Origin of the sequence: Cutibacterium equinum (genome assembly GCF_028021195.1) — a bacterium.
Classification (GTDB): domain Bacteria; phylum Actinomycetota; class Actinomycetes; order Propionibacteriales; family Propionibacteriaceae; genus Cutibacterium; species Cutibacterium equinum.
This window is the reverse complement of record NZ_CP115668.1, coordinates 513,458-531,161: the sequence shown is the minus strand read 5'-3', so window position 1 is coordinate 531,161 and position 17,704 is coordinate 513,458. Positions and strand designations below refer to the sequence as shown.

The 17,704-nt window shown below is 64.4% G+C and carries 14 protein-coding genes, 1 tRNA gene and 1 pseudogene; 3 read left to right on the top strand and 13 right to left on the bottom strand.

The features are described 5' to 3' along the window. Positions 1-70: 70 nt before the first annotated feature. The 3 genes from O6R08_RS02365 to mfd all read right to left on the bottom strand — a co-directional run bounded on the left by O6R08_RS02365 (position 71) and on the right by mfd (position 5,864). Positions 71-1,339, bottom strand: a complete 1,269-nt coding sequence (locus tag O6R08_RS02365) for a DUF7224 domain-containing protein (RefSeq protein WP_271418574.1) — start codon at positions 1,337-1,339, stop codon at positions 71-73. Further along, positions 1,336-2,058 (bottom strand): ATP-binding cassette domain-containing protein, encoded by a 723-nt coding sequence (locus tag O6R08_RS02360; protein WP_271419179.1) that lies wholly within the window; start codon positions 2,056-2,058, stop codon positions 1,336-1,338. Before O6R08_RS02360 ends, O6R08_RS02365 begins: the two co-directional genes overlap by 4 nt. Positions 2,059-2,291: 233 nt before the next feature. Continuing rightward, positions 2,292-5,864 (bottom strand): transcription-repair coupling factor, encoded by a 3,573-nt coding sequence (gene mfd / locus O6R08_RS02355; protein ID WP_271418573.1) that lies wholly within the window; start codon positions 5,862-5,864, stop codon positions 2,292-2,294. A gap of 89 nt (positions 5,865-5,953) precedes the next feature. On the opposite strand from mfd, the gene O6R08_RS02350 reads away from it, so the two are divergent. Continuing rightward, positions 5,954-7,108 carry a PrsW family intramembrane metalloprotease gene (locus O6R08_RS02350; protein WP_271418572.1) on the top strand — a complete coding sequence of 385 codons (1,155 nt, stop codon included), beginning with the start codon at positions 5,954-5,956 and terminating at the stop codon, positions 7,106-7,108. A gap of 3 nt (positions 7,109-7,111) precedes the next feature. Here O6R08_RS02350 and pth read toward each other — a convergent pair whose 3' ends face one another. The 5 genes from pth to O6R08_RS02325 all read right to left on the bottom strand — a co-directional run bounded on the left by pth (position 7,112) and on the right by O6R08_RS02325 (position 10,995). Continuing rightward, a complete protein-coding gene (gene pth / locus O6R08_RS02345) occupies positions 7,112-7,714 on the bottom strand; it encodes an aminoacyl-tRNA hydrolase (RefSeq protein WP_271418571.1) in 603 nt (200 codons plus the stop codon). Continuing rightward, entirely contained in the window at positions 7,711-8,322 is a 612-nt protein-coding gene (locus O6R08_RS02340) for a 50S ribosomal protein L25/general stress protein Ctc (RefSeq protein WP_271418570.1), read from the bottom strand. Before O6R08_RS02340 ends, pth begins: the two co-directional genes overlap by 4 nt. Positions 8,323-8,526: 204 nt before the next feature. Further along, positions 8,527-9,459 carry a ribose-phosphate diphosphokinase gene (locus O6R08_RS02335; RefSeq protein WP_271419178.1) on the bottom strand — a complete coding sequence of 311 codons (933 nt, stop codon included), beginning with the start codon at positions 9,457-9,459 and terminating at the stop codon, positions 8,527-8,529. A 32-nt stretch (positions 9,460-9,491) separates the two neighbouring features. After that, a complete protein-coding gene (gene glmU / locus O6R08_RS02330; protein ID WP_271418569.1) occupies positions 9,492-10,790 on the bottom strand; it encodes a bifunctional UDP-N-acetylglucosamine diphosphorylase/glucosamine-1-phosphate N-acetyltransferase GlmU in 1,299 nt (432 codons plus the stop codon). Positions 10,791-10,916: 126 nt separating this feature from the next. After that, positions 10,917-10,995: transfer RNA gene (locus O6R08_RS02325), tRNA-Gln, on the bottom strand. 130 nt (positions 10,996-11,125) lie between these two features. On the opposite strand from O6R08_RS02325, the gene O6R08_RS02320 reads away from it, so the two are divergent. Further along, positions 11,126-11,758, top strand: a complete 633-nt coding sequence (locus O6R08_RS02320; protein WP_271419177.1) for a TetR/AcrR family transcriptional regulator — start codon at positions 11,126-11,128, stop codon at positions 11,756-11,758. On the opposite strand, the gene O6R08_RS02315 is transcribed toward O6R08_RS02320, so the two are convergent. The 5 genes and pseudogenes from O6R08_RS02315 to rsmI all read right to left on the bottom strand — a co-directional run. Continuing rightward, positions 11,740-12,261 (bottom strand): MarR family winged helix-turn-helix transcriptional regulator, encoded by a 522-nt coding sequence (locus tag O6R08_RS02315; protein ID WP_271418568.1) that lies wholly within the window; start codon positions 12,259-12,261, stop codon positions 11,740-11,742. The genes O6R08_RS02320 and O6R08_RS02315 overlap by 19 nt on opposite strands. After that, on the bottom strand, positions 12,258-13,226 hold the full coding sequence (locus tag O6R08_RS02310) for a 4-(cytidine 5'-diphospho)-2-C-methyl-D-erythritol kinase (protein ID WP_271418567.1): 969 nt from the start codon (positions 13,224-13,226) through the stop codon (positions 12,258-12,260). Before O6R08_RS02310 ends, O6R08_RS02315 begins: the two co-directional genes overlap by 4 nt. Before the next feature lie 23 nt (positions 13,227-13,249). Continuing rightward, entirely contained in the window at positions 13,250-14,146 is an 897-nt protein-coding gene (gene rsmA / locus O6R08_RS02305) for a 16S rRNA (adenine(1518)-N(6)/adenine(1519)-N(6))-dimethyltransferase RsmA (RefSeq protein ID WP_271418566.1), read from the bottom strand. Beyond that, the gene (locus O6R08_RS02300) at positions 14,143-15,051 is read right to left on the bottom strand and encodes a TatD family hydrolase (protein ID WP_271418565.1); all 909 of its coding nucleotides are present in this window, start codon (positions 15,049-15,051) and stop codon (positions 14,143-14,145) included. The genes rsmA and O6R08_RS02300 overlap by 4 nt, the downstream gene beginning before the upstream one ends. Positions 15,052-15,161: 110 nt before the next feature. After that, positions 15,162-15,995: pseudogene (rsmI, locus tag O6R08_RS02295) on the bottom strand (16S rRNA (cytidine(1402)-2'-O)-methyltransferase); the annotation flags it as partial. 114 nt (positions 15,996-16,109) lie between these two features. Between rsmI and O6R08_RS02290 the strand changes: the two are divergent. Next, positions 16,110-17,639, top strand: coding sequence for a dolichyl-phosphate-mannose--protein mannosyltransferase (locus O6R08_RS02290; RefSeq protein ID WP_271418564.1), 1,530 nt, complete (start codon positions 16,110-16,112; stop codon positions 17,637-17,639). The last annotated feature ends 65 nt before the right edge of the window (positions 17,640-17,704 follow it).

Here is a 17,704-nt window from a genome sequence, read left to right as displayed (position 1 = left end):
CACAATTGCGACGCCGCGGTTTTTACACCACCAAATCATGGCACCTCACTGCCGACCGCCCCGACCACCTTCACCGGCACGAGGACAATCTCGTGGCAACAACATTCACCGCCTTCGTCTGCTGGGCATCAGGCTGTGTAAGGACTTCCTGCGCCCAGTGCCACTGGTCTGTGGGAATGTTCTCATCCCTCACGTCTTTCTCCGACAGACCCAAGGCCCGTGCACCCGACAACTGCAGCCACGCTCGGTAACGCCCTTGGTCGTCCGTGGCCCGCTCTGGGAACTCGACGTTCTCACGTTCCAGACATGGTGCCGTGGCAAGATCAGTCGTCAAGGCCCCCAACAGTTCGTCCGGAGCTGGGGATGCTCGCCCAAGATAGACGTACGCGACTCGTCCATCGGGCGAACGCGATGATGCGGAATCCGGGGGGCTCGCCTCGGTGATGACCTCGGGCAGTGTGACGCCTGCCTGCCGCCAGACCGGGAACACCGTGGCCACAACGGTCCTGAACCTGGCGGCGGCAGCCTCGTGCTCGGGCCACACACAGACCTTTGCCTTGTCCACCACGTCACAATGCAAACCATGGGTTCGCGGCGCGATGGGATCGGGGCCCATCCCCCGAACCATGCTGGCACCACCCACCAGGCCACTCGCGACCAGAACGGCCACCAATCCGGCGACCATACGAGGACCGGGACCCACGGCACGACCACGTGTCCACAACACGAGGAGACTTGCCGCCAGCACGCTGGCGAGCACCGTCCACGTCGCCAAAATGGCACGCCACGACAGCGTGCTGTCGACCCTGCAACATGAGGGCCAGCCTCCGGTCAGATGTCGCAGCCACAAGGTCTCACTGGCTGGAAGCATGATGAGCCACAGGACCGGAACCGTGAGACTGAGTGGCACCGACAGCGCGGGACGCACAGCGACCCCTACCGCCATTCCAGCCAAGGCCCACACCCACACAGTGCCGATGGTCGTCACGATGACGGGCACGGCGTCAATACTGGTGAACGCCCCGTCACGGATGAAGATCACTACGTCCAAGGCGGTGGGAACGACCACCGCAGAGGCCCATGGGGCTGCCATGATCGCAAACCGAGACCGACGCGCTGCTCCGGAAAGCACCCCACCGGTTTGGAGCCGATGACCTTCCCAGGCACCGGCAGCACACGAGAGCGCAGCAACGAGTAGCAGACTGTAGGCGTCGCGGGTGGCCGATGCGAGGGCGTATCCCGTGGTGGCCGGGACGTCGAAGTGAACCATGGAGATGAGAGCCATGACCGGCGCCAGCCAGATACCTGGTGAGACCCGGATGCGCGTCAACCAGGTCATGTCCGCTCCGATCCGACGAGGCCAAGGTAGGAACGTTCGGCACGGTTGGGACCCGGCTCCGAAAGATTGATGAACTCATCGGGCGTTCCTGTAAAGATGACGCAGCCCTCATTCATGACGACCACACGATCGTAGAGGTCCTCGATGTCGTCGACCAGATGGGTTGACACGACGACGACCTGGTCTCCAGATGGCACCGACTTGAGAACCTCTCGGAAGGAATGGCGTTGAGCTGGGTCGAGACCTGCGGTCGGCTCGTCCAACAGGAGAACCTGCGGGTTCACCGCCAAAGCTTGGGCAAGACCGACACGGCGTAACTGTCCCCCTGACAGGCGCGAGGCCCGCGAGGATGCCTTGTCAGAGAGGTTGACCGCTGCCAGCACCTCCACGGCCCGACTCTGCGCATCTCGACGCGACAGTCCCGCCAGCCAGCCGGAATAGGCCACCTGTTCATCGACACGGAGTCCGGGTATCGGTGGTACGTCCTGGGGCATGAGTGCGACCTGTGACCGCGAGGGCGACACGGGTCCCGGGGAATCAGGCAGGACTACCCTTCCTGCAGATGGTTTAAGGATTCCTGCCATGATTCGAAACAACGTCGACTTCCCAGCACCATTGGGGCCCAGAAGGACGGTTTTCCCACCATGAAGCTCACAGTCAAACCCACGGAAAATCTCATTGCGTCGACCGTAGGAAAAGTAAACCCCTTCGATCTTCACCTCAGATTCCAACAGTGCGCGTTTCATAGCACTCGACCTTGGTGAAACATCAACAACTGATCGTCATCGAAGGCAGTGACACCACTGTGCACTCGTTTATTCATCGAAAATCACTCTCAATCAAGGAACACTTGGGTCTCACAGTCACACCTTGCTGTAATACGACCATCGATCCATGAAGAATAACGAGTATTCCGGCGCATTGTCAACTATTTTGCGCCTTGGCGTGGCGCCTACCGTATCTGCAGTATACCTCTGACGAGTTCTCCCGCCCAGTCGAGGAGCTGCTGTCCCCCAAGCACCTGGCCACCGATCCGCGCGGTAGTCGGTTTGGGCACCATGACAAACCCGGCCGTCTCCTTGACCACTGACCCCGGATACAGCCTCTTGAGCCTCATGACTCCTGACTCCGGCAGATGGACCGGCGAGAACCGGATGTTGCGTCCAGACGGGACCACCTCGTGGATACCTACCCTGCGACACAGGAGGCGGAATCGCGCCACCCCGAGAAGAGCCTGAACCGGCTCGGGCATCGGACCGTATCGATCAACGAGCTCGGCGGCGATGGCGTCGACCTCCTCATCGCTGCGAACCTCGGCCAACCTCTTGTACATCTCCAGACGGAGCCGCTCGGTCTCGACGTAGTCGACCGGAAGATTGGCATCAACCGGTAGTTCGATACGCATCTCCGACTCTTCGGCGCCGCTGGCATCACCGCGGAACTCTGCGACCGCCTCACCCACCAGACGGATGTAGAGGTCGAATCCGACATCGGCGATGTGACCGGACTGCTCGCCGCCCAGCAGGTTCCCTGCGCCGCGGATCTCCAGATCCTTCATGGCGATGGCCATGCCAGCTCCCAGATCGGTGTGAGCGGCCATCGTCGCCAGGCGATCATGGGCGGTCTGGGAGAGCGGCTTGTCAGCCGGGTAGAGGAAGTAGGCGTAACCGCGCTCCCGGGAGCGTCCGACACGGCCACGCAACTGGTGGAGCTGGGACAGGCCCATGAGGTCAGCACGATCAATGAGCAAGGTATTGGCAGTGGAAATGTCGATACCCGACTCGACGATGGTGGTGCAGACCAGCACGTCGGCGCGGCGCTCCCAGAAGTCCACCATGATCTGCTCAAGCTGCTTCTCGTTCATCTGCCCGTGGGCGGTGACGATCCGCGCCTCCGGGACGAGTTCGCGCAGCTTGGCGGCCGTCTTCTCGATGGACTGCACCCGGTTGTGAATGTAGAAGACCTGGCCCTCACGAGCCAACTCGCGACGGATGGCCGCGACCACCTGTCCCTCGTCATAGGGGCCAGCAAAGGTGAGCACCGGGTGACGCTCCTCCGGTGGCGTGGCGATCGTGCTCATCTCGCGGATGCCCGTCACCGCCATTTCCAAGGTGCGTGGGATCGGGGTGGCGCTCATCGCCAGGACGTCGACGTTGACCCTCATGCGCTTGAGGGCCTCCTTGTGCTCAACGCCGAAGCGCTGCTCCTCGTCGACGATGACCAGGCCGAGGTCCTTGAACTCGACCTCCTTGGCCAGCAGACGATGGGTACCGACCACGACGTCAACGGTGCCGCGCTTGAGCCCTTCCAAGGTCTCGCGGGCCTCGGCGTCGGTCTGGAAGCGCGACAGGGCCGCCACCTTGACGGGGAACCCGGCATAACGCTCGGTGAAAGTCTGGAAATGTTGCTGGACCAGCAACGTCGTCGGCACGAGGACGGCCACCTGCTTACCGTCCTGGACGGCCTTGAAGGCGGCCCGCACGGCGATCTCGGTCTTGCCATAACCAACATCTCCACACACCAGACGGTCCATGGGCACGACCTGCTCCATGTCGTGTTTGACGTCGGCGATGGTGGTGAGCTGGTCAGGGGTCTCGACGTAGGCGAAGGCGTCCTCCAACTCCCGCTGCCAGGCGGTGTCGGGACCGAAGGCGTGGCCCTTGGTGGCCTGTCGGGCGGCATAGAGCTTGATGAGTTCGGCGGCGATCTCACGGACAGCCTTGCGGGCACGGGACTTGCGCTTACGCCAGTCAGCACCACCCATGCGATCCAGGCTCGGGGCGTCGCCACCGACGTAGCGGGTCACCTGGTCCAAGGAGTTGACGGGGACGAAGAGACGGTCGCCGGGCTGGCCTTTCTTGGAGGGGGCGTACTCGATGACGAGGTACTCGCGGGTGGCGCCACCGACGGTACGCTGCACCATCTCCACATATCGCCCCACACCGTGCTGCTCATGGACGACGAGATCACCGGAAGTCAGTTCCAGTGGCTGGATCTGATTGCGCCGTCGTCGGGGCATCCGTCGCTCGCCACTGACGGCTGGGTCCTGGGAGTCCACGAGGTCTCCGGTGGAGGCCACCACCAGTTTGAGGGATTCTGCGGCAAACCCGTGCCGCTGATGCAGCCGCAGGATTTGGACGCATGGCTCGGTGATGTCGGCGTCGACCTCGTCGACCAGCTTGGCCGCGACCTGGTGTTCACCGAACAGCTCTCTCATGCGCTTGGCGATGCCCTCACCTTCGGCGCACAGCACGACCGTCCAGCCGTCATCGAGCCTGGCGGTGAGATCCTTGACGGCCGCCTCGACGTCTCCGCGCCACGGCTCGACGGCCTGCAGATGTGGGTTGACGGTGTGCGGGGCGCTCGTGACCACGTCATCGTCAGTAACATCGTCAATAATGACGTCGGCCGCAGGAGCGTCGAGGCTGAACGAGGACATCGACCACCACGCCATGCCTCGCTCGAGACAGTGGGCCCTCACATCGGCCAGGCTGCGGTAACCGGAAGCTGCCAGGTCGATGGGGGCTTGCCCACCACCCGCGGCAGCCGCCCACCCCGCTCCCAGGAACTCCTCGGAGGTGCGGACCAGGTCTGCGGCTCGGGACCGCACCATCTCGGGATCGGACAGAACGACCATGGCGTGCTCGGGAAGGACGTCGACGAGCAGCTCCATCTGATCAACCAGGGCTGGCATGAGGGCCTCCATCCCCTCAACTGCCTGACCGTCGCCGATCCGCTCCAGCATGTCTGCCAGTTCGGGATGGTCGGGCAGCAGGGTCTTGGCCCTGGAACGGACCTCGTCGGTGAGAATGAGTTCACGACACGGAGCGCAGATGAGTTCCTGATGGGTGTCATCGGTGGACCGCTGATCGGCCACCGCGAAGGAGGTCATCTCCTCGATCTGGTCACCGAAGAAGTCGATACGCACCGGATGTTCCAGCACCGGGGGGAAGACGTCGAGGATGCCGCCACGCACGGCGAATTCGCCACGGCGTTCCACCATGTCAACCCGGCTGTAGGCGGCATTGACAAGCTCTGCCGCCAGCTCGGTGAGGTCGTGCTCCTGCCCCACCGCCAGGCGGACCGGCTTGATGCGTCCCAGACCTGCCACCTGGGGCTGGAGCAGGGATCGCACCGGGGCGACGACGACCTTCGGCATCTCGCCCTCAGTGCCGCACAACCGACGCAGCACCTCCATCCGGCGACCAACGGTGTCGGTGCGCGGGCTCAACCTCTCGTGAGGCAGGGTCTCCCAGGACGGGTAATAACAGACGTCATCGGGGTGCAGCCACGTCTTGAGGGTGGCCACCGACTCCTCGGCCTCCCGGAACGTGCTTGTCACCAGCAGCACTGGCAGCCGCCCAGAACCAGTGAGCCCCTGGCTGAGCACAGCCGCCACCGCAGGGCGGGCAGAAGGAGCCACCTGCACATCAAGAGTGGGGGTACGTCGGGTCACAGCATCCTCGACGCAACGGGAGAGCACCGGCTCGCGGGACAAAAGGGAGGTCAATCCGCCAGAAGTCACCCAGACAGAGTACGTGGTACCACTGACAAAGAGACGACCGTCACATTCTGGGCTGTTCTACCTGACTGGCCATCCTTTAACATAACACCGTGAGCACCCCACCGCTTCAATACCCCCTCGCCCCCAAACCAGTTCGTCGCCGCGGAGTCCTGCCGCTCGTCATCACCATTGTCGGGGCGATCGTCATCCTCCTCATGGTGGCCGTCATCGGCGCCGGATCGCCCTCCCACTTCATCATCGGCGCGATCCCCTCGACCGCAGCCCTCATCGTGTGCCTGCTGTGCTACCGATGGCTTGACAGATGGGAGCCAGAACCCATTCGTCTCACCATGATGGCATTGATCTGGGGAGGGTCGGCAGTCGTCATCTTCTCATTAATCGTCGAGGTAGCGATCCCCGCGGACAAATTCACCACCCTCGCCGTCGTCGCTCCCATCGTCGAAGAGCTCGCCAAGGCTTCGGTCTTCCTGCTGATCGCCACCGGGGACCGCAAACTCGAACTCACCTCGCTCACCGACCACATCTTCTACGCGGGGGTGTGCGCCTTGGGCTTCGCGTTCGTGGAAAACCTGGGATATTTCGCCAGCGCCGAAGGGGCAGAAGACCTCGTCGTCATGACCCTGGTGCGCACCGGATTCGGCGTCTTCGGTCACCCCCTCTACACCACAGCCACTGCCGTGGGCATCTGGGCTTGGCGCAACAAGGGCGGATTCTGGAAGGTCATCGTGGGGTATGTGGTCGCCTGCCTGTTGCACGGTCTGTGGAACGGTGGCCCAACGCTGGCCGCATCTGCCCTCGGGCTCGGCACCAACGGCCAGTTGACGGCGATGATCCTCATCTACGTGGTGCTCTTCGTCCCGGTGTTCGTCGGAACCGTCGTCATGACGACTCGTAACCGTCGCAAGGAGTCCGAGGCGGTGCGCTCCCAGCTTCCACTCATGGTCGAGGCCGGCCTGGTGACTCCCGCCGAGGCAGACATGGTCGCCGATCCGCGGAAGCGTCGCGCTGTGCTTGCTGACTCGGGCAAACACGGTCGGGCGGCCAAGCGCAGCCAGAAGCGGACCATCACCGCTGTCACGGAAGCCGCTCTCAGCCAGCACCGCATCGCCAAGGGTCAGGGAGGCCCCGAGCTGGTGCGTCGGCGCGATCAGCTCTCGGAATGGCTGCGGGCACGCCCCGACAAGTTGGGCCGCTTGCCCGCCATGCCGCAGTTCCCACCGATGCAGCCCCCGCAGAATTGGTGAGAGTCAGGAATTGAAGCGGTTCTGGGCCGCAGTCAGGCCTTCGGTGATGATCGTCTCGACGGCGTCGGCGGCCAGAGCCACCTGCACGTCCAGGTCAGCGCGCTGCTTGGCAGGCACACGAGCCAAGACCCAATCGGCCGGGTCCTGACGGCCCGGAGGACGACCGACCCCAACCCTCACCCGGATGAACTCACCGGTGTGGAGGTGGGCGCGAATGGATTTCAACCCGTTGTGTCCGTTGTCCCCGCCACCGCACTTGAGGCGCAGACGGCCCGGGTCGAGATCGATCTCGTCATGAACGACGATGAGGTGATCGGGGGTGATGCCTGTGAAATCCGCAACCTTGCGTACGGCGACACCCGACTCATTCATGTAGGTGCGGCTGCGCATCACGGTGACGACCTGGGCGTCGGCAGCCGGGACACCGACGCCAGCCGAGCCGATGCGAATGCGGGCCAGCTCGGCTCGCTGCCCGCGGGCCGACGAGAGCTTCTCGCCGGCCCGACGGCACAACTCGGTGATGACGTCTGCCCCGACGTTGTGTCGGGTACCGTCATAGCGCGGGCCCGGGTTGCCGAGCCCGATCACGAGCCAGGAACGGCTCACTCCTTCGCAGCCTCGGACTCGCCCTCGGCGTCCTCACCCTCGGACTCCTCGTCCTCAGCAGGCTCGGTCTCCGGGAACACGACGGTAGCGGCAACGGCCTCCGGGTCGCCCTTGAGGACGGTGCCCTCAGGCAGCTTGAGGTCGCCGAGGTAGACGGTGACGCCAGCCTCAAGGCCGGTGACGTCGATCTCGATGGCCTCCGGGATGTTCAGCAGGTCGGCCTCGACCTCGATCTCGTTGAACTCGGTCATGGCGATGGTGCCAGGAGCCGACTCTCCGGTGATGCGCAGGGCGACATTGACGTCAACCTTCTCGCCGCGACGCACGGCCAGCAAGTCGACGTGACGGACGAAGCCCTTGAGAACGTCACGCTGAATGTCCTTCGGCAGGGCGAGCATGGGCTCCTTGCCCTCGATCTCGATCGACAGCAGCGGGTTCTCGGTACGCAGGGCGAGGAGGGTGGCGTGGCCTTCAAGGGTCACGTGGATCGGGTCCTGGTCGTGGCCGTACATGACGGCGGGAACCTTGTCCTCACGACGAATACGACGAGCAGCACCCTTACCGAATTCGGTACGCTCTTCGGCCTTGAGGTGAATGATGTCTGCCATGGCGGCTTCTCCTTCTCGTTGACGTGACACGGCTCGACGAGAGGATGCCCTGTTGGGCGGCCAGTCGATCACGGACCTTGCGGTCCCTCGCCAAGCGGGGCCACTCTACGCCACCGTCGGACCTGAGACCAAACACACACCCGTCAGCCTGGCTGACTCCCGTGAGCTGCGTCGTCACCGGGCCTGTGCACACCGATACCGGCGTCAGCGGAACAAGCTGGTGACCGAACCGTCCTCGAAGACCTCCTGAATCGCCTTGGCGATGAGCGGGGCGATGGACAGCACCGTCATCGAAGGGATGTCGATGTCCTCACGAATCTTGAGGGTGTTGGTGACGATGAGCTCCTCAATCGGGGAGTTGTTGATGCGCTCAGCGGCCGGATCCGACAGGATCGGGTGAGTGGCGGAGGCGATGACGCGCTTGGCGCCATGCTTCTTGAGGGCCAAGGCAGCCTGGCACATGGTTCCAGCGGTGTCGACCATGTCGTCGACGAGCAGGCAGGTCTTGCCCTCGACCTCACCGACGACCTCATGGGTGGTCGTCTCATTGGCCTTGTTCGGGTCGCGACGCTTGTGAATGATGGCGAGCTGGCAACCGATCTTGTCGGTCCACATGTCAGCCAGACGCACACGGCCGGCGTCCGGGGACACGACGACCATGTCAGAGTTGTCGTACTTGGAGGCAACATAGTCGGCCAGCACCGGCAGGGCCCACAGATGGTCGACGGGGCCGTCGAAGAATCCCTGGATCTGGGCGGCGTGCAGGTCGACCGACATGATCCGGTCAGCACCGGCAGCGTGGTAGAGGTCGGCCATCAGACGCGCCGAGATGGGCTCACGACCCAGGTGCTTCTTGTCCTGGCGGGCGTAGGGGTAGAACGGGGAGACCACGGTGATGCGCTTGGCCGAGGCCCTCTTGAGGGCGTCGATCATGATGAGCTGCTCCATCATGGCCTCGTTGACCGGGGCGCTGTGGGACTGGATGACGAACGCGTCACAACCACGCACGGATTCCTGGAACTGCACGTAGATCTCGGAGTTGGCGTAGGTGACCTGACGCGAGGGAACCAGGTCGACGCCGAGTTCGGCGGCGATCTGCTCGGCGAGTTCGGGATAAGCCCGTCCTGAGCAGATCATGAGGTGCTTGTTGTTCGGACGGGTGGTTCCGCTCACTGGTCAGCCTCCGGGATAAGAGTGTGATCTTGGCTGTCGGACATGGCGTCCGAGTCGGTGGCGGGAGCGGCCTGCTCCCGGGAGAGGACGGATCCGGCAACGACGGAGGATCCTGCGGTCACCTCGGAATCACCAACGTAGGCCATGTGGGGTATGGCCGCCTCGGTTCCGACGTGGGTGTTCTTGGTCTCGACGAAAGCCCCGACCTTGGCGTTGCGGTCCAGGACAGAGCCGGGACGAATATTGGAGAACGGTCCGACGCGCACTCCCTCACCGACGACGGCGAGGGTGACCTCGGATCGGGTGACCCTGGCCCCTTGACGAATCTCCGAGTCGGTGACGGTGACGTCCGGTCCGATGGTGACCCCCGGGGCGATGGTCGTGGCTCCGTTGAGGAAAACCCCTGGATACAACGTGACGTCATTGCCAAGATCGACGTCGGGCTGGATCCAGGTGGAGGACGGATCAATGACGGTGACCCCAGCGCCCATCCATGCGGTGACGATGCGTCGGTTGACCTCGGCATTCATGCGGGCCAACTGAACCCGGTTGTTGACCCCTTCGGTCTGCCACACATCGTCAGTACGGAAGGCACCAACCCGGCCGCGACCGGGGACCTCGACGGTGCCATCGGCAGCCATGGTGACGACGTCGGTGAGGTAGTACTCGCCCTGGGCGTTGTCGTTGGACAGCTTGGAGACCCCTTCACGCAGGGCCTGGGCGTCAAAGACGTAAATGCCGGAGTTGATCTCGCGGACAGCTCGCTGGGCCTCGTTGGCGTCCTTGTGCTCCACGATTCCGACGACGGCCTCCCCGTCGCGCAAGATGCGTCCATACCCCGTGGGGTCCTCGACCTCAGCGGTGAGGACGGTGACGAGATTGCGCCCCTCCCGGTGTGCCTTGACCATCTGCTGAAGGGTCTCGGCGGTGAGCATCGGGACGTCGCCGTAGGTGACGACGACCTCACCCTCAAGATCGCCCAGACCTTCGAGCCCGCATGCCACGGCGTGTCCGGTGCCCTTCTGCTCGGCCTGGACGGCGGTGGTGACGTCGGGGGCATCCTCGGCAAGGTGGGCCTCGACCTGGTCGCGGCGATGTCCGACGACCACGACGAGGTGCTCAGGGTTGAGCCCACGGGCCGCCCCGACCGCCCACGACAGCATGGGACGACCGGCGACCTCGTGCAGCAGCTTCGACGTGGAGGACTTCATGCGGGTCCCGCCGCCGGCAGCCAACACGATCACGGCGGCCACTCCGTCGATCTTGGTTCGTTCGGTGGACGGGCTGGACGTCACGGTGCTCCCCCCAGGCTCGGATGCGTCATGCACGGACAACTTTAGCCGTCGCTGGCTCGGACCGCACCGCCAGGAGGGTCGACAGGGATTGGTGAGCGTCCTGACGAGGGATGACTCAACCATCGGCTCCCCGGGCAGGAGTCGAACCTGCGTCGCTGATCCTGATTCAAAGTCAGGCGGGCCCTGCCGGCAGACCAACCGGGGAACGCTCGGCGAACCGAGACCATCCAACCTTAGAGCATGGACCGCGATTCAGCCATGTGCCAGGGCCAAGTAGGCTCGATGCCATGATGTCGATGCCCGCATCCCCGCCGTCCAGGCGCTCCCGGGCCAGGATGACCAGCGGACAGCGCCGCGACCAGCTCATCGGCGTGGCGCGTCGCCTTTTCGCTGACAACGGCCTCGCCGGCACCTCCGTGGAGGAGATCGCTGCCACCGCGGGGGTCTCCAAACCTGTCATCTACGAGCACTTCGGGTCCAAGGACGGGCTCTATGCCGTCGTCGTCGACCGGGAGGTTCGACTCTTGCAGGAGTGCCTCAATGCTGCGATGACGCGACCGAGGCAAGGGCCACGTCGCACCCTGGAATCCGCAGTACTGGCCCTGCTCGACTACATCGACGATCGCCCCGACGGATTCCGCATCATCTCCCGAGATTCCTCAGTCGGATCGACGACTGGCTCCTATGCCTCGATCCTGTCTGATGTCGCGGCATGGGCGGAGGGGATCCTCGCCGACAATTTCAACCGTCACGGCTTCGACGCCTCCTTCTCACCCCTGTATGCCCAAGCCCTCACCGGGATGGTGGGCATGGCAGGACAGGCCTGGATCGACACCCGGGAGCCGGCCAAGGAGGTTGTCGCCGCTCATCTGGTGGACCTGGCCTTCAACGGGCTGACACGGGTGTCGGAAAACCCGCGTCTGACCCGCCACGGGGAGAGGCACGACGATCAGTCCAGATCTTCCTGACCAGCCAGCACCGCGCGCAGCCCTTGCCCCAGGTGCTCGACAGCCTGGGGGTCCATCGAGTCGAGGAGACGTCCCTCGGATTCCAGCAAGGCTGCCAGAGCTCCGTCGACCTGATCTCGTCCGGCGTCGGTGAGCTCGACAATGACCCCCCGACCGTCCTTGGGGTGAGGCAGGCGACGCACCAGGCCACGGTCGGACAGTCTGGTGATCCGGTTCGTCATCGTCCCTGATGCCACCTCAAGCTCGTTGAGGAGCTGTCCGGGGCTGAGTTGATAAGGCTCTCCGGAGCGTCGCAGGGCTGCCAGGACGTCGAACTCCCAGCCTTCCAGATCCCATTGCGCGAAGGCTTTGGAGCGGTCTCGATCGAGACGGCGTGCCAGCCTCGTGACGCGCGACCACACCTCCATCACCTCGACGGGCAGGTCGGGGCGTTCCCTGGCCCATGCCGCGATGATGACGTCAACGGCGTCGGTCGGGTCCTCATGGTGGGGCGAGCTCGTCATGCGAAACTTCCTACCGGCCCCGGCAGCACCTGGGCCCCGGCAGCCGGTCCGCGGGCCGTCCTGGTGCGATTGACCTGCGGCAGGGCAGACAGGGCGGCGCTGACCTTCTTGGCCCCGGCTGCGTCGCGCACGAGGAAGGCACAGGTCGGCCCGGAACCCGAGACCAGTCCGGTGAGGGCTCCCGCTTCCTTTCCGACTGCCAGTACCTCACCAAGTTCAGGACGCAGGTCGACAGCGGGGGCTTGGAGATCATTGCTCATGGTGGCCGCGACGGCGTCGAGGTCTCCGCGAGTGAGAGCTGAGATGAGGTCGTTGGGAACGGCGTCTGCCCCCGGACTGCCACCCATCTCGTCGAAACGTCGGTACACGGCCGGGGTGGACAACCCCTGGTTCGAGGTGGCGATGACCCAACGGTGCCGGCCACGGCAGATCACCGGGGCGAGCTGATCGCCGCGTCCCTGCCCCAGAGCGACCCCGCCCATGAGACAGAACGGCACGTCAGAGCCGAGCTCCTCGGCCAACGGCTGCAAACTTTCGGGAGAATCGGGAAGACGGCACAACGTGGCCGCCGCGAGCAGAGCCCCGGCGGCGTCAGCAGACCCACCCGCCATGCCACCGGCGACCGGAATCGACTTGTCGATGTGAATGTCGACGCCGTGGTCGCTCTCCCCCCAATCCAGGGCGAATCCCTCGCGCACCATCTCCACGGCGCGCCATGCGAGATTCGTCTCGTCGGTGGGAACCTGGTCGGCGTCCTCTCCCGACACAGTGAGGGTGATGCGCTTGTCGGCCCGACGAGTCACCGTCACGTCGTCGTAAATCCCGATCGCCTCGAAGACCGTGGCGAGCGGGTGAAAACCGTCAGGCGCCAGAGTACCGACCCCCAGCGCCAGATTGACCTTGGCACTGACCCGCACCGTCACGGTCGTGGGACGCAGCAGGTCGAAAGGATCGTCCATCATCATGTACTTACTGTACCGGCAGAAGGTCACGCATGGCCGGGTTCACCGAGGGCGCCGGCCTGAGCCAGGGTCTGCGCGACGCGGGTCAAGTCCACGATGTCCAAAGCTTCGCCGCGCACGGTCGGGTCGATCCCGGCAGCGCTGATGAGCTCGGAGGCCGCCGTCGAACCGCCACACAGACCAGCCAGCGCCGAACGCAGCATCTTGCGTCGCGACGCAAAGGCCGCATCGACCACACGGAAGACCTGGGAGCGCGTGGCTCGGGGGTCTTGTCCGTCGATCTGGGGAGGTTGTCGCCTCGTGATCCGCACCAACCCAGAATCCACATTGGGCACCGGCCAGAAGACCGTCGGGGGGACGTTTCCCACCCGGGTCGCCTCGGCATACCAGGCCAGTTTGGCGCTGGGAACCCCGTAGATCTTGGATCCGGGGGCAGCCACCAGACGGTCGGCCACCTCCGACTGCACCATGACGACACCCGTCGACCATTGCGGACAGATCGCCAACATGTGCAACAGCACCGGGACGGCGACGTTGTAGGGCAGGTTCGCCACCAGGGCGGTGGGGTCGGCGCCGGGGATGGCGTCGACGTCGAGGGCGTCGGAGACGATGACCTCAAGCCTGTCAGCGGCCTCGGGCATCCTCTCGGCGACAGTGTGGGGAAGCTGCGTGGCCAGTACCTCGTCGATCTCGACGGCGACGACGTGGGCGCCGGTCTCCAGCAGACCGAGGGTCAGTGATCCCAACCCTGGGCCGACCTCGATGACACGATCGTCTGGACCCACCTGGGCCAGGGAGACGATGCGACGCACCGTATTGGCGTCGTGGACAAAGTTCTGCCCGCGAGTCTTCGTGGGTCTCAGGCTGATCTGGTCGGCGATGCGTCGGATCGACGCCGGGTCAAGCAATCCAGTTCCGGTCACCAGGCTCCTCCATAGGCGGCAAAGGCGTTGTCAGCCAGTTGTTGGCAGGCCTGGGCCTCGCCCCAACCACGCTGTTGGGCCACGAAACGGACGGTGTGGGCCAGCAGGTAGGGCCCGTTGCGCTTGCCTCGACGTGGCACCGGTGTGAGGAAGGGGGCGTCGGTCTCGACGAGGATGCGATCATCGGGAGCGATTGCCAGGGCGTCGCGCTGGGGAGCTGCCGAGTTGAAGGTGATGGTCCCGGAGAAGGACAGGTAGGCACCGTGCTCGAGGCAGGTTCGCGCCAGATCGGCGTCGCCGGAGTAGCAGTGCATGATGACCCGCTCCGGCCAGCCTTCTGAGTTGAGGATGTCGACGACGTCGTCATGGGCCTGACGCCCCTGGGTCGGGCCGTCTGTCTGGCCACCGTTGCGGGCATCGCGCATGTGAATCGCCAAGGCCAGTCCGTGCTCGTGGGCCATGGCGATGTGGGCGGCGAAAACCTCGCGTTGCAGAGCCTGCCCCTCCTCGTCAGCCGTGCCGAAGTGGTCGATGCCAGTCTCGCCGATGGCCCGAACATGGTCCCCGGCCCCGGCGAGTTCGTCGATGCGCTTGAGGGCGGGGCCGATCTTCGTGCGCCCCATGCGAGCGGCGTCATTGGGGTGGATGGCCACCGCCGCGATGACGTTGGCGTGGGTACGCGCCAGGTTCTCGGCGAACTCGGATCCCTCGACGTCGCACCCGATTTGGGCGATGTGGCTCACCCCGACTTCTCGGGCGGCCGCCAGGCTGATCTCCGGATCGAGATGGGCGATGTCGGCCACCGTGTCGAGGTGGGTGTGGGCATCCACCACGGGTCGAGCCAGAGGCTCAGGCAGGGGCGGTAAGCCCGCCTCGGCCAGGACCTCTCGGATGGCTTCGTTCACGATTCCTCCTGGTCGGTCGAGGCGTTCTGGTCGGTCGAGGCGTTCTGGTCGGTCGAGGCGTTCTGGTCGGTCGAGGCGCTGTGGCTAGTCGATGCGGTCTGCATGATCGCGGCGTTCTGGACGGCATCGTAGAGATCGTGGCGGTCGATACCGGTGGACCGTGCCACCTGGGAAACGGCCTTGGACGGTTTGACGCCGTCGTCAGTGAGGTCGGCAACCATCTCGACGGCCTCGTCAAGACTCACAGCACGCGCCTTGGCGCCTTCCATGACGATGGTGATCTCGCCGCGAGCGTTGCCGCGGGCCCATTCAGCCAGTTCTGCCAGGGTGCCGCGGCGAACTTCCTCGTAGGTCTTCGTCAATTCCCGGCACACTGCGGCACGTCGGTCGGTGCCGAGGATCTCGGCAGCATCGTCAAGCAGATCGGCGAGCCGATGCGGAGCCTCGTAGAGGACGGTGGTGCGCGGCTCGGAGGCAAGCTCTGCCAGACGACGACGCCTCTCCCCCGCCTTGCGCGGCAGGAATCCTTCGAAGCAGAACCGGTCAGTCGGCATTCCCGAGATGGCCAGGGCGGTCGTCACGGCGGTGGGTCCGGGTACCGAGGTGACGACGATGCCGTGCTCAATCGCTGCGGTGACGAGTCGGTATCCCGGGTCGGAGACCGAGGGCATCCCGGCATCGGTGGCCACGACGACGTCGTCTCCGTCGAGAAGACAGTCGATAAGCTCAGAGGTTCGGGCCGATTCATTGGCCTCGAAATAGGACACCACCCGGGCAGAAGTCTCGACGTCGAGGCGGCGCAGCAGATCGCGCAGTCGACGGGTGTCCTCGGCAGCGATGATGCGGGCGTCACGCAAGGTCTCGATGAGGGCCGGCGAGGCGCTGCGACGGTCCCCGATGGGGGTGCCCGCAAGGATGACTCGTCCCGGTTGTGTCTGGTTCACCTCACCATCGTCCCACGCCGTGGCGACGGTGACGTCCCACCAACCCTCTACGATGGCGATGTGGCAGCAGCGAGAAGATCTTTGTCGACCATCGAGCGTCTCGATGACGGACGAATGACCGACGAGTACACGAGCTGGGTCGTCACGGCCCTCATCACCGCGGTGGCTTTCCTGCTGCGGGTGTGGAATGTCGGTTTTCCCCGCAACCTCGTCTTTGACGAGACCTACTACCCCAAGGACGCCTGGACAATGCTCCACCAGGGCTATGAGGGCACCTGGCCTGACGCTGCGAAAGCCAACCCTGACATCGTCAAGGGAATCACTAACACCTGGACTCCCGATGCCGAGTTCGTCGTCCATCCACCGATGGGAAAATGGCTCATCGCTGTTGGGGAACACCTGTTTGGTTTCAACTCCTTCGGCTGGCGATTCGCCTCGGTGGTCTTTGGTTCCCTACTGGTCCTCGTGACAATCCGGCTGGCTCGACGTCTCTCCCGCTCCACGATGGTGGGGGCCATAGCTGGCATCCTGCTCACCCTCGACGGCTTGGCCTTCGTCATGAGCCGGATCGGACTGCTCGACATCTTCCAGGCGTTTTTCCTCGTGGCTGGCGTATCTGCGGTGGCGGCCGACCGGGACTGGTTCCGTCATCGTCTGGCAGACCATCTCAGATCCATCGGCAAACCCCATCTCGACGGGGTGTTCGGCCCAGCCCTGGGGTGGCGGCCCTGGCGCCTGGTGGCAGGAATCATGTTCGGTCTGGCCTGCGCCACGAAGTGGAACTCCATGTTCGTGCTGGCCACGATGGGCATCATCTCGGTCATCTGGGACTGGTCGGCGCGTCGACTGGCCGGTTCCGGCACGAAGGCCTGGTGGTCCTTCCTACGCGACGGGGTCCCGGCCTTCGTCTACATGGTCGTCGTGGCCCTGGGCGTCTACATCGCCACGTGGGCGCGATGGCTGTCGGTCTACCCTCACATGGTCTTCGGTAAGTCCTGGGCCGGACCCAACCCTGATCCGGGCCTGTCCAAGGTGATCGGGAAACCCCTGGCTGCGCTGTGGAATTATCACCAGCAGATGTATGACTTCCACACCGGCGACTACATGATGACCCAGACTCACGTCTATGCCTCGAATCCGTCTGGTTGGTTGATCAATCAGCGTCCGCTGGGAATCGACGCGGTCAATGACATCAAGCCTGGCCAGCAGGGGTGCGAGGCCGTCGGTGACACCTGCCTGCGCGTCATCTCCGCGACCGGAACCCCTGTGCTGTGGTGGTTTGCTGCCATCGCCCTGGCGGCTGCGGTGATCTGGTGGATCTTCGCGCGAGACTGGCGATTCACCCTGCCGATCGTCGCCATGATGTCGACGTGGATTCCGTGGTTCCGTTACGACGATCGTCCGCTGTTCTTCTTCTACGCGATCTGCATCATCCCGTTCACGGCGACGATCCTGGCCATCTGGCTCGGTCAGATCCTCGGGCCGGCCAAGGCCACCAGCCGACGCCGCATCGGTGCGATCGTCGTCGGGACGATCATGGCGTTGGTTGCCGCCGACTTCACCTTCATCTACCCCATCCTCACAGACAGTCTCATGACCCGAAAGGCATGGCTGGCACGGATGTGGTTCCGCTCCTGGATCTGAGTCGGCCACCGGGCACCCGAAAGGCTCTGCCCGGTGGACCGATACGCTGAGGGTCCGGAAGGGAA